Origin of the sequence: Veillonella montpellierensis (assembly GCF_947090115.1) — a bacterium.
Lineage (GTDB): Bacteria > Bacillota > Negativicutes > Veillonellales > Veillonellaceae > Veillonella > Veillonella montpellierensis.
The window spans coordinates 33,745-47,485 of the sequence record NZ_CAMUMS010000002.1; the positions used below are offsets into that span (position 1 = coordinate 33,745).

At 34.0% G+C, this 13,741-nt stretch carries 12 protein-coding genes; 1 reads left to right on the forward strand and 11 read right to left on the reverse strand.

Features of this window, described 5'->3' with window-relative positions; translation table 11 throughout:
• Positions 1-146 precede the first annotated feature (146 nt).
• Positions 147-980, forward strand: coding sequence for a prolipoprotein diacylglyceryl transferase (lgt, locus tag P6940_RS01240; RefSeq protein WP_028257365.1), 834 nt, complete (start codon positions 147-149; stop codon positions 978-980).
• Between the two features lie 183 nt (positions 981-1,163).
• Here lgt and P6940_RS01245 read toward each other — a convergent pair whose 3' ends face one another.
• From P6940_RS01245 to P6940_RS01295, 11 genes are all read right to left on the reverse strand, one after another.
• Positions 1,164-1,991 (reverse strand): energy-coupling factor ABC transporter ATP-binding protein, encoded by an 828-nt coding sequence (locus tag P6940_RS01245; protein WP_277292952.1) that lies wholly within the window; start codon positions 1,989-1,991, stop codon positions 1,164-1,166.
• A gap of 26 nt (positions 1,992-2,017) precedes the next feature.
• Complete coding sequence (gene cbiQ, locus P6940_RS01250; RefSeq protein WP_277287795.1) at positions 2,018-2,821, reverse strand: cobalt ECF transporter T component CbiQ; 804 nt, start codon at positions 2,819-2,821, stop codon at positions 2,018-2,020.
• A gap of 70 nt (positions 2,822-2,891) precedes the next feature.
• Positions 2,892-3,203: an energy-coupling factor ABC transporter substrate-binding protein gene (locus tag P6940_RS01255; protein ID WP_277287794.1), complete on the reverse strand. Its 312-nt coding sequence runs from the start codon at positions 3,201-3,203 to the stop codon at positions 2,892-2,894.
• Positions 3,203-3,979, reverse strand: a complete 777-nt coding sequence (locus P6940_RS01260; protein WP_277292953.1) for an energy-coupling factor ABC transporter permease — start codon at positions 3,977-3,979, stop codon at positions 3,203-3,205. The genes P6940_RS01255 and P6940_RS01260 overlap by 1 nt, the downstream gene beginning before the upstream one ends.
• Before the next feature lie 676 nt (positions 3,980-4,655).
• Positions 4,656-6,062, reverse strand: a complete 1,407-nt coding sequence (gene hslU / locus P6940_RS01265) for an ATP-dependent protease ATPase subunit HslU (protein WP_277292954.1) — start codon at positions 6,060-6,062, stop codon at positions 4,656-4,658.
• Between the two features lie 178 nt (positions 6,063-6,240).
• Positions 6,241-6,780 carry an ATP-dependent protease subunit HslV gene (hslV, locus tag P6940_RS01270; RefSeq protein WP_038113458.1) on the reverse strand — a complete coding sequence of 180 codons (540 nt, stop codon included), beginning with the start codon at positions 6,778-6,780 and terminating at the stop codon, positions 6,241-6,243.
• Positions 6,777-8,090, reverse strand: coding sequence for a methylenetetrahydrofolate--tRNA-(uracil(54)-C(5))-methyltransferase (FADH(2)-oxidizing) TrmFO (gene trmFO, locus P6940_RS01275; RefSeq protein ID WP_277292955.1), 1,314 nt, complete (start codon positions 8,088-8,090; stop codon positions 6,777-6,779). The genes hslV and trmFO overlap by 4 nt, the downstream gene beginning before the upstream one ends.
• A gap of 72 nt (positions 8,091-8,162) precedes the next feature.
• The gene (gene topA / locus P6940_RS01280; protein ID WP_423839091.1) at positions 8,163-10,490 is read right to left on the reverse strand and encodes a type I DNA topoisomerase; all 2,328 of its coding nucleotides are present in this window, start codon (positions 10,488-10,490) and stop codon (positions 8,163-8,165) included.
• Positions 10,480-11,658: a DNA-processing protein DprA gene (gene dprA, locus P6940_RS01285; protein ID WP_051212029.1), complete on the reverse strand. Its 1,179-nt coding sequence runs from the start codon at positions 11,656-11,658 to the stop codon at positions 10,480-10,482. The genes topA and dprA overlap by 11 nt, the downstream gene beginning before the upstream one ends.
• Positions 11,658-13,214 (reverse strand): YifB family Mg chelatase-like AAA ATPase, encoded by a 1,557-nt coding sequence (locus P6940_RS01290; protein WP_038151018.1) that lies wholly within the window; start codon positions 13,212-13,214, stop codon positions 11,658-11,660. The genes dprA and P6940_RS01290 overlap by 1 nt, the downstream gene beginning before the upstream one ends.
• Before the next feature lie 23 nt (positions 13,215-13,237).
• Entirely contained in the window at positions 13,238-13,606 is a 369-nt protein-coding gene (locus P6940_RS01295) for a YraN family protein (RefSeq protein WP_277292956.1), read from the reverse strand.
• Positions 13,607-13,741: the final 135 nt, after the last annotated feature.

Here is a 13,741-nt window from a genome sequence, read left to right on the forward strand (position 1 = left end):
ACTATCAAATATCGTTACACACATATACTAGTATAGTATTATCCCATATTACTATCACTCTATGATAAAATTACTATACCTTTTCTATAAAATTGGTATATACTACTTCATAGATTCAATTAACATAAGAGAAAGGACTGATTGTTTTGCATCAATACTTATTTTTTATAGGAAATTTTCCTATACGCGCCTATGGCACATTATTAGCTATAGCCATTATTTCTGGTGCCTGTGTTGCCTATTATTTAACCAAAAAAGATGGCCGAGGTTGGCATGTACATATCGTCGACTTTTCTATCTATGTAGGCATAGCAGGTCTTATTGGAGCACGATTATGGGATGTGCTATTCTTTGATTGGGCCTATTATCATAATCATTTATTAGAGATTCCTTTTGTTTGGCAAGGCGGTATGGCTATTCAGGGTGGTGTTGTATTAGGCACATTAGTAGGTATCTGGTATACAAAAAAGCACCATATTGACACATGGGCGTTTGCGGACTTGTTTGCACCAGCACTTATCTTAGCTCAATCAATTGGCCGAATGGCTAACTTGATGAATGGAGATGCTTTTGGAACGCCAACAGGAAGCAACTTTGGTATTTTATATCCAGAAACCACATTAGCCTATCATACGTATGGCAATCAACCATTATGGCCTGCTGAAGTCTGGGAAGGACAAATTGATATTCTAATATTTGTAATTTTATTACTATTTAGTTCTTTTACTCATAAAAAAGGGCAAGTATTTTGCTTATATGCATTTCTATATTCATTAGCTCGTTTCTGTTTAGAATTTCTCCGTGGTGATTATGCACAACCTGCTTTTTTAACATTTACATCAGCACAAACAACAAGTCTGATTGTCATATTACTCAGTATAATTGTATTTACTTATTTACAAGTCGCAGGGACCAACCACAAAAATTTAACTACTATAGAAAACAAGAACTCCTATCCAACTAAAAAAAGAAAAAAATAAAAGCTCTGAGCTATATAGTAATCATCCGTATAGAAACATTAGCAACTACTAATACTTGTGTCACTTTAATTCTAAAATAATGCATATTGAATACTAAGATAACCCCTAAAATCATAAATATTTTAGGGGTTATTTCATATTAGTAATCGTTTTTTATGTGTAAAACTTCTTGTTATAAATTATTTATAGAAGTATATCAAAATCTTCTACTGTTTTAGGATATGTCTCTGTATCTAACAATACACCATGTTTCAATAAAATATTTCGCATTGATAACAATGTAGGTGTCTTTAAATTAGCTTTTACTAAGATATCCTCTTGTTGAAATACATCTTCTGGTATTCCATCAGCAATAACCTGTCCATTAGAAAACACTATAATGCGGTTGGCCCAACGATATGCAAAATCTAAATCATGTGTTGAAATCAACAAAGTTTTACCCTCATTCGATAACTTATGAAGAACTGTTTCTAACGCACATACATTAACTGGATCTAATGCTGTTGTTGGTTCATCAAAAACAATGACCTCTGAGTGCATAGCAATAATATCTGCAATAGTCACACGTTTTTTCTCGCCACCAGATAAATAATGAGGTGCTCGTTCTTTAAAATCTGCTATATTCATATATGATAAAGCTTCTAGCACACGATTTTTGACTTCCGCTTTAGGTAATCCTAAATTCATAGGGCCAAAGCTAACTTCTCCCATAACTGTAGTGGCAATAATTTGATTATCCGCATCTTGAAAGACGATACCTATACCTCGACGAAGTTCCATCAAATCTTCTTTTGATTGTTCCATCTTACGTCCATGAAAATAAATTTCGCCACTATCAGGTGTTAATACGCCATTAAGATTTAAAAAGAAAGTGGATTTACCAGCTCCATTTGTACCTATAACAGCGATTTTTTCACCTTTCATAATATCAAGGGAAACACCTTTTAAAATTTCTTGCCCCATGCCATAGGAGTATCGCAAATCTTTTACACTAATAATAGGATGACTCATATCTTATACCCTTCCCAACACGTCTTCTATTTTGTCATGATCCATATACCTAGAATTATTATCATGCTAACCAGTACCGTTACACTTTGTATAACTGTTATATCTTTTTCAGTTTCTAAAAATACTAAATTACCATCATAACAACGTGCTTCCATTGCATCATAGTATCTATCTCCTTTTTTCATAGATACGATGAACAAATTGCTGGCAATACAGCCAAATGTTTTTAGTGAAGTACGGTAATTAACAAATCCTAATCTTGATTCTGCTGACTCATGCATATGCAGAAAGGTTTCTATCATAACAAATACAAATCGATATACCATATTCATCAATTCAATCACTAATGTTGGAACATATAATTTACGAAGGATTGAAAATATTTCATTCGATGGGGTTGATAATGACAACATAAACATGGCACTCATACTACCAAATGCTTTTCCCCACAAATGTAACACCGTATTCAAACTTTCATGACTAGCAAATATATACCCAAGTGGTGTCCACATACCAAATAATCCTCGTTCTACAGAATCTATGTTAAATGCAATAACAAGACTTCCAACGATCAAAAAGGTAATAGGAACGGATAAAATAATCAAATATTCACGAAAATTCATCTTACCAATCACTACAGTAATAAACATACTAATAAGTATGATACTCATAGATACATATAGATTATCCAATACAATGCAAGAACAAATCATACATGTAGCTAATAGTAACTTTAATCCTGGATTCCAACAATTAATATTCGAATGATATGCATACATGTCTATAGAAAAAGCATGTTTTTTATGTTTATATTTCTTGTTATGACTCATATTCTATAAATGCTCCCTATTGATTAGATAAAAGACTATGCATTCCATAAATAATTACTCTATCATGCGTTTATTTTACTTGATTCCATTTTTTACGTTCTACTAAGCGGCCCATTAAGAAAGCAAATACGCCAACACCGATACCTGTTTGTACACAGAACAATAAACTTTCTACTTCTCCTGGTAGTTCACCACCAATTAAAGTTTCAGCTACAGGTTCAAACCAAGGTTCATATTCTGTACCAGTAATTTCTGCTACTGCATTACTTGCAGCGTCATCAGAACCACTAAATTCAGCATCTTTAATAAATAACAACGGAGCAATTGCTAAAAAGATAATTAATACAATAAGACTGATAACAGTTTTCTTATTCCCGTTCATTATTTTCCCTCCTTATTAATAAAACCAATAGCTTCTAATTCTGGTTTAGCATATGTTTCAATACCAATTACAATAATAACGGTAATTAAACCTTCAATAATAGCCAATGGCACTTGCGTAACAGCAAATATAGTTAGGAATTTTTCAAAAGATGCCATCAATCCGCCAACTTCTGATGGATAAGCAAGAGCTAATTGGAAGCTAGTAACACAGTAAGTAATTAAATCGCCTAATGAAGCAGCTAAAAATACAGATACTAAACGACCTAAGCCAAGTTTGCTAGCAATTTTATAAATCGCATAGGAAATAAATGGGCCTGCAATTGCCATAGAGAAAGTATTAGCACCCAATGATGTTAATCCACCATGAGCTAATAAGATTGCTTGGAATAATAAAACAATAATACCTAAGATACTCATTGCTACTGGTCCAAATAAAATAGCACCTAATCCTGTACCAGTCATATGTGAGCAACTACCTGTAACAGATGGAATTTTCAAAGATGAAATAACGAATACAAATGCGCCTGCCATTGCTAACAATGTAATCGCACGACGATTATGTTGTAATGTTTTTCTAATTGAAAGATACCCAGCAATTAAAAATGGGATACAAATGGCTCCCCAAGCTATACAATATTGTGGTGGCAAGTAGCCTTCCATGATATGCATAGCATTAGCAGATGGAATAATGCCAAACAAGGCAATAACTGTGGCAACAGTTTTCATTACCATCAATGAATTAATACGAAATTTCTTTACATTTTTTTCTTGCATATATTCATAACCTCCTACCAAAGCCATATATCTTCATTCGATATATAACTTTTCTTAATAACAAAATGCATTATTTAAATACTGTAAAAGTCTTTACATTGATAATCTTTTCCCTAATTATTTACCATCAAAAACAGAAAAATACCAGATTGAATTTTCATTAATGATAATCAACTAAATCAAGAATACGCTTGTAAAAAGACTACACAGGGTAATATACATTCTAATTGAGAATAAATAAAATAAATATTTTTCATTCAAATATAACCATAAGTTATATGTTGATAAATATAAATTTCTAAGTTATTATTTTTTTATGAGTGCCAAAATAAATATAATTAATATATTATCAAAATATATTGTATTATATATTCATATATTCATAATAAAAAGCTCCTTCATAGGCTTATTGTAAAACTACAAAAAGCATATAAAAGAGCTTTCTATATAAATAAAACTGATAAATATAATTATAAAATTATATGGTGGTAAATAAATATGTATAGTGCAGCATATAAATTCATGTATATCATTATTTTTTATCCTATATATGCTTCATCATACTGAATCTATTAGAAATAATCGAGTCATATACTTGCACTATATTCTTTCTATCTATCATTTATACTAAATCGACCTGATAATCAATATATTCTATGTACACACAATACAATCCCTATAAAATATAATTAGATATATCTATATCTTCAACAATACCACTTAGCCGATCTTCAACCATTTCTTTGGTAATAGTAATTTCGATTGGTTCAGAAGGTGGTGCATTAAACGAAATATCTTGCAATAGTTTTTCTAAAATAGTATGTAATCGTCTGGCACCAATATCTTCTGTTTCATTGTTAACACGATAAGCAAGCTCTGCCACTTTATCAATAGCCTCTTCCGTGAAATGAATTGTTACATTATCTGCCTGTAATAATAAATAATATTGTTTAATGAGTGCCTGTTGTGGGGTCGTTAAAATAGATTTAAAATCTTCTTGTGTTAAACTATTTAATTCCACTCTAATAGGAAACCGTCCTTGTAATTCAGGAATCAAGTCAGACGGCTTTGACACATGAAAGGCGCCTGCTGCAATAAATAAAATATGTTCTGTCTTGATTGGTCCATACTTTGTAGTAACGGTAGCCCCTTCTACAATAGGTAAAATATCACGTTGTACTCCATCACGAGATACTTCTGGCGTACTTTGATGACTATGGCTAGCTATCTTATCAAATTCATCAATAAATATAATACCATCTTGTTCTGCTGCCTCAATAGCATGTTCTATGATAGTATCCATATCTAATAATTTTTGTGCTTCTTCTTCACAAAAAATAGTTCTTGCTTTAGCAACTGTAGTATGTCTTTTCTTCTTTCGCATAGGAATAATAGAATTAATCATATCTTGCACATTATTACTAATTTCCTCTACATTGCTACCTGCTAGAATACCTGTAAATGATTTTGGTGATTCTTCTACATCAATCTCTATATCACGATCATCCAACAAACCATTGACTAATTCATCATATAATTTATCTTTGTCTAACTCTTGTATCTCAGGTGTACGACTAGTCTTTTCTGAATCTGCTAGTTCTTCCTTAGATTCTACCGAGACACTACTGGTTGTTTTTCTTGTATTATTAGGTTCATTAACTAGATGTGGATATAAAATAGCAAACAATCGTCGATTAGCTAATTCTTCTGCTTTATGTTTTTGTTCCTCAAGCATTTTGGCTTTTATCATGCGAACAGAATTTTCTACTAAATCACGAACCATTTGATCTACATCGCGACCAACATAGCCAACTTCTGTAAATTTAGTTGCTTCTACTTTAACAAAAGGAGCTTTTATTAATTTTGCCAAACGACGAGCAATTTCTGTCTTTCCCACGCCTGTAGAGCCAATTAATAAAATATTTTTAGGTACATATTCATCCCGTACATCATCTGGTAGTTGTTTCGCTCTCCATCGATTACGTAATGCGATAGCAACCATCTTTTTTGCTTCCCCTTGTCCTACAATATATTTATCTAATTCCTCTACAATTTGTCGAGGCGTATATTGACTCATATCCATGTTATACCTCACATCAATTTTAACTCTATATGTAAACGTAACACCCTAATTATTATTTTTTAATCAATCTGCTTACCTAAACACATCTAACTAAGGTGTGTATATTAATAATCACCCATAAACCTGTCTACGAAAATATTCTATTATGATTTCTCAATATTCAAATCTATATCTAGTATCACAATTCTTCGACAATAATATTATGATTTGTAAACACACAAATATCAGCGGCGATATGTAATGATTTTTCTGCAATCTCTTTGGCCGTTAATTGTGTATTTAATTGTAATGCCCTAGCTGCAGCTAATGCATAATTTCCACCTGAGCCAATTGCACAGATTCCATCATCTGGCTCAATAACTTCACCATTACCTGATACAAGTAATATATTCGTTCCATCTGTCACTAACAGTAATGCTTCTAAATTCCTTAGTATTTTATCACTACGCCATTCCTTTGCTAATTCTACTGCACTTCGTATTAAATTCCCATTATATTGATTTAATTTATGTTCAAATTTATCAAATAAAGTAAATGCATCTGCTACAGATCCTGCAAAGCCAGCAATAATTTTGCCATTATATAAGCGTCGTACTTTTTGTGCTGTATTTTTCATCACTACAGATTGTCCTAATGTTACTTGTCCATCTCCAGCAATAGCTGTTGCCCCATTTCGCTGCACAGCACATATAGTTGTCGCGTGAAATTCAGGTATCATAGTTTTTCCCTTTCTTTCAAAATGTTTAAATCATCCAATGCTCGTTGTGCAATTTTAGGATTTTTTTCTCGTTTTTTTATCCGTTCTGGCCAAGGGTCAATAATGCCAAAATTAACATTCATAGGTTGGAAATTGCTTCCTTCATAGGCACTAATATAATTAGCAAGTGCACCACAAGCAGTAGTACGTGGGAATCGTATAAAGTCTTTTTTTTCTACATATCGACTTACCTGCAAGCCCACCATTAAGCCAGATGCTGTCGACTCAACATATCCTTCTACACCTGTCATTTGCCCAGCAAAAAATAATCGTTTATCTTTTTGTAACTGAAATGCATGATTTAATAGTTCTGGTGAATTAATATATGTATTTCTATGCATAACTCCATATCTAATAAACTCAGCATTCTCCAAGCCAGGAATCATAGAAAAGACTCGTTTTTGTTCGCCCCATTTCAAATGTGTTTGAAAGCCTACTAGATTATATAATGTACCTGCTCTATCTTCTTTTCTCAACTGAACCACAGCATATGATTCACGATTAGTTCGTTTATCAACTAACCCCACTGGCTTTAATGGTCCATATCGTAATGTATCGCATCCACGAGATGCCATAATTTCTACAGGCATACATCCTTCGAAATAAATTTCTTTTTCAAACTCTTTCGGTCTGACTACCTCTGCACTTAATAAAGCTTGTAAAAATTCTTTGTACTGTCCTTCATCCATAGGACAATTTAAATAATCTGCTTCTCCTTTGTCATAGCGAGAAGCAGAAAAAACTTTTTCATAATCCAAAGACTCTGCAGATACAATAGGTGCCGCTGCATCATAAAAATAAAAATCTTTATGTCCTGTTAAATTTCTAATTTCTTCACCTAGTGGTTGTGCCGTCAATGGTCCTGTTGCAATAATTACAATACCATCCTTAGGAATAGTTGTTACTTCCTCACGAACAACAGTAATCAACGGATGATTAGAAACTTTCTCAGTTACCATCTGGCTAAATAAATGACGATCCACTGCTAAAGCACCGCCAGCTGGTACTGATGTAGCATCGGCACATTCCATAATAATCGAATGTAACTGTCTCATTTCTTCTTTTAATAATCCTACAGCATTTTCAATATTTCCAGCACGTAAAGAGTTACTACATACTAACTCAGCAAATTGATCTGTATGATGTGCTGGGGATTGTTGTACTGGTCGCATTTCATATAAACGAACGGCTATGCCTTGTTGTGCTAATTGCCAGGCTGCTTCAGATCCAGCTAATCCAGCGCCAATAACAGTTACACTATCTGTATTCACGACTCTATCTATCTCCTTTTATTCATTCTTTAGTCTTCTAGCAACTTACTATAGTATGACACTCTATTAATATCATTTCTTATCATCCGTTGCCCGTGTATCATCTTTCTTCTTTTTTCTAGCTCGCTTTGGTGGTTGTGTTGGACATTCTGGGTTAGAACAGAATTTCTTAACCGTACCATTTTTATATTCTTTTTCTGTCATAATACTACCACAGGTTTCGCAAAATTCATTAATTGGTTTATTCCAAGTCATAAAATCACAGGTTGGATATGTATCACAACCATAAAAAACCCGCCCTCGTTTAGACTTTCGTTCTACAATCATACCCTTTTTACATTTAGGACACTCTATACCTGTGCTAATAGTAATAGGCTTTGTATTAGTACATTCTGGAAAATTTGAACATGCCAAGAATCGACCAAATCGTCCGAATTTATACACCATCGGTTTTCCGCAAAGCTCACAAACTTCTCCACTTTCTTCAGTAGAAATTTTAACTTTCTCCACATTATTAGCAATCGATAATTCCTGTAAAAAAACAGAATAAACTCTATCTAATACATCACGATAGGTATCTTGACCACTAGCAATTTTATCAAGGTCATCTTCTAAATGTGCAGTAAAATCAGTGTTGATAATAGCACTAAAATGAGCCACTAAGAAGTCCACCACTATAAAGCCTAGTTCAGTAGGAATAAATTGTTTATCTTGCTTTTCTACATAATTTCTTCCAAGAATTGTATCAATAATAGGTGCATATGTACTTGGCCGACCAATTCCTTTTTCTTCTAACGTTTTTATTAAACTAGCTTCCGAATAACGTGCTGGTGGTTGTGTAAAATGCTGATTAGGTAGTACAGAGGAATTCGTAACGACAGTGTCTTTTTGCAATAATGGTACTTGTTTATTTCCACCATCACGTTTCTTGCTATCATCATATACTTCACTAAACCCTTTAAAGATAACCTTACTTCCCGATGCTTTAAGTGTATACTCACCACATTCTAATTGTATAGATAAGGATTCCGTTTGTTGTTGGCTCATCTGACTTGCCATAAAACGATTCCAAATTAATGTATACAACTTAAGTTCATCACGATTTAAAAATGGCCTTACAACTTCTGGTGTTAATTCTAGTGTCGTCGGTCTGATTGCTTCATGAGCATCTTGCGCATTTTCTTTTGATCCATACACATTAGGCTTAGAAGGATAATACGCATTACCATATGTCTTAATGATATATTCCTTAGCAGCTTCTTGCATATCTTTAGAGATACGAGTGGAATCAGTACGCATATAAGTAATTAATCCCACATGTCCATATCCACCTATCTCTAACCCTTCATACAAATGTTGTGCTATCATCATAGTTCGTTTAGCCCCAAATCCTAATTTACGAACTCCATCTTGTTGCAAAGTAGATGTAGTAAATGGTGGTTGCGCTTTTTGTAGTCGCTTTCTTTTTACGACAGATGAAACAGTAGCAGATTGATGCTCTATATGAGATTTAATTAGCAACGCCATCGATTCATTTACAATTTTCGCTTTTTCTCCACGAATATGTGATAACTCTGCCGTAAATTCTTCACCATCTGAAGTGCTATAGTTAGCTTCAATTGACCAATATTCTTCAGGAACAAAGGCTTGAATTTCTCGTTCTCTTTCACATATTAAACGAACTGCCACCGATTGAACACGACCAGCACTAAGTCCTTTACATATTTTTTTCCATAATAATGGACTTAATTTATAGCCTACCAATCGATCAAGAATACGGCGTGCTTGTTGAGCGTCTACCATATTCATATCAATAGTTCTTGGATGTGCAATCGCTTTATCTACTGCACTTTTTGTAATTTCATTAAATGTGATACGACAAGTAGATGTATCATCTAAGTTTAAAATATATGCCAAATGCCATGAAATTGCTTCTCCCTCACGATCAGGGTCAGTGGCTAATAAAATGGCACGGCTTTCATCGGCACATGCTTGTAACTCTTTAATCAACTTTTTTCTAGTGACTAAGTTAGTATAGTTAGGAACAAAGCCATCTTCAATGTTAATACCTAAATTACTTTTAGGTAAATCGCGCAAATGCCCCATACTAGCTTTTACTATATAATCAGATCCTAAAAATTTTTCAATTGTTTTTGATTTAGCTGGCGATTCCACTATCACCAATATTTTCCCATCTTTTTTAAACTCTCTAGGTTTATGTAACTCTGCTACCATTCCAATCGGCTTAATAATCGATTTATCTTGAATGGATCCTCTAATGATTGAAGATTTACGAGAAACTTTATTCTTACTCTCCTTATCTTTCTGGTCAATTATTTCTTTTTCTACATGATTTGACGATAATACTTCGCCAATAACAATGGAACGCTTAATGGACAACTACACCACTCCCAAGTACACTGATTATATATCCTCGTGTATCAACTTTTTCTATATAATGTTTCATTTCTAACGTTAACAATATAGATTGAACTACAGACAATGCTAACTCTGTTTTTATGACAATATCATCGATATGCATCGGTATATCAGTTTGTAAAGTTGCTAAAACTTTACGCTCTTCCATAGTAAAGCTTACCATACTCGACTTATTATCGCCACTAGATTTTGATGGCAATTTTGATATATCCCATTGATACTCTTCTAAAATATCCATTGGATCTGTTAATACAGAGGCTCCTTGGCGCAATAACCAATGATTCCCCTCTGCATAATGATCCAATACATTACCGGGAATAGCAAATACATCTCTTCCATCATTAATAGCCATATCTGCTGTAATCAAAGACCCACTGCTTGCCTTAGCTTCTACCACTACTACGGCTCTTGCTAAGCCACTAATAATACGATTTCTTGATGGAAAGTTCTTTCCATGTGGTGGCACGTGAGGTGGAAATTCAGAAACCAATAGGCCTCCATTTTCTATAATTTTATCAAATAAATATTTATTTTCTGGTGGATACACTTGATCTAATCCACAACCCATAACTGCTATGGTTGCTCCTTTTCCATACAAAGCACCTTCATGACAAAATGAATCAATCCCTCTAGCACCACCACTCACAATAATAACACCATTTTCTGCCAACTTTTTAGCAAAATGATGTGCCACATTGCGACCGTAAATACTACATTCTCTAGCGCCTACCATAGCAATCGATTTTTCTAGCATAGTCAGCAATTGAGCATTCCCCTTTAAAAACAATACTGCTGGAGGATTATAAATATTACTCAAACAGGTAGGAAAAATAGCTTCTTGATATGTTACAAATTCAATACCATGCTGTTGTAAAGAAACCAATAATTCATCAATATGCGAGTCAACAACATATCCTTTAATAGCCGATTTTTGCTTTTGACTAATCCCCTGTAACGAATCTATATTTTCATTCACTTGCAATGCTTGCCATGCCACATTAGCATTACCATAGGTATTGATAATTTCACGAATTGTTGTACCACCCACACCTGGTATCGACTGAAAACCTGCAATACATTCTCTCTCAGTATATGTTTTTTCTTCATAATTGTCTCTATATGTTACCATTATTGTATTCCCTCCCATGAACTTCTATATGTAATAGATTCTGCAATGTGTTCCACATCAATTACATCAGAATCAGATAAATCAGCAATTGTTTGTGCTACTTTAATAATCTTATCGTATGCTCTAGCGCTAATATGATAGGTTCTAAAATATTCCTCTAATATCGTTTGTGCTTCCTTTGATAGAGAGCAAAAATACTCTATATCTCTATGCGTCATATGTGAATTAAACTGATACGATGTAGTTAAAAACCGTTCATATTGCCGATTCCTAGCCAACTGTACTCTGTTTACTATATCCTGTGACGATTCACTATTTTCTTTCGTAGAAAGTAAATCTTCATACTTAGGCCTCTGTACATCCATAGAAATATCAATACGATCTAATAAGGGACCTGATAATTTATTCCGATATCGCTTTATATCATTTCTTTTACATATACATGGATGCTCATGATCTCCATAAAATCCACATGGACATGGATTCATTGATATAATTAATAAAAAATCTGCTGGATATTCATAACATATACCTGCCCTAGAGACTTGAATAACTCGAGTTTCTATGGGTTGTCGTAATACCTCTAATATTTCACGTTTAAATTCAGCAGCTTCATCTAGAAATAAAATACCTTTATGTGCTAATGTAATTTCTCCAGGTTTCGGAGGTATACCTCCTCCCGCCATGCCTTTTAATGTAACTGTATGATGCGGCTTTCTAAAAGGTCGATGTAATTGTAAGTTTCCACTCGGCAATAACCCTGCAATACTATAAATTTTACTAACTTCTAATACTTCTTCTTTTGTCATTCTTGGAAGAATTGTCATGAGCCTTTCAGCTAACATTGTTTTACCAGAACCAGGTGGACCTATCATCATGCTGTTATGAAACCCTGCAGCAGCAATCTCTAATCCTCGTTTAGCCAAAAACTGTCCCCGCACATCAGAAAAATCACAGTCCATATCTTTCATCTGTAACGTATCCATAGCACTATCTATTTCTGTAATGAATCTAGGCGCCACGTCTTGTTGTTTTTCGATAATAGACATAATCTCTTTGAGTGTGCCTGCGCCCACCGCACAATTCCCACCTATATAACTCGCTTCTTTTGCGTTATCAACACTCGTATATACAGTCTGTATCGTATCAGATAAAACACCAAGTGTCATGGCTAATACGCCTGTCACAGGTCTAATATCGCCCTCTAAGGATAATTCACCAATAAACACAGTACTACTACAAAATTTTTCTTTCTCTTTTTTTGGTAATTTCAACTGTCCTGTTGCCACAATAATTCCGATAGCAATTGCTAAATCTAAAGCTGCCCCATCTTTACGCAAATCAGCTGGCGCCAAATTGACAATAATGCGACGCATCGGAAATTCATAGCCAGTATTTTTTAACGCTGCACGCACACGTTCACGTGCCTCTTTTACCGATGCGGCAGGTAAACCTACTATTTCAAATGTAGGCATTCCTTGCGCTATATCAATTTCTACCGTAATTAATTGCCCCTCTATACCTTGTATAGAAGCGCCATATACTTTTGCATACATAACATCTCTCCTTACTTTCTGTCTCAAAAACACATTTCATAATGCTCTATATCATAAGAATCATCATCGTGCACCATAATAGCTATGACATCAAATCGTATATTCCTATCGTATAATCCCTCTTGCTCTATATAATGGAATGCTGTTTTTTTTATATGTTGCCGTTTTTTCCAATTGACCGCCTCAATCGGTATACCATATCGTATAGACGTTCTAGTTTTCACCTCTACAAACACAATCATCTCATCGATCATTGCAATAATATCAATTTCCCCAAAAGGACACGTATAATTTGTTAAGAGAATGTGATATCCTTTCTTTATTAAATATGAAACTGCTTTTTCTTCACCATGTCGCCCTAACCACCGTTTGTTAAATAACTTAGAATCCATACATACCTCGCCATTTATCTTTCATTCCTAGTATCACTATCTAGTATTATCATGATAGCTATATATTTATCATACAAACTATAAAACCTACACGTAAAGAAAGGCAGTCACACCAGTAGTGTGACTGCCTCATCA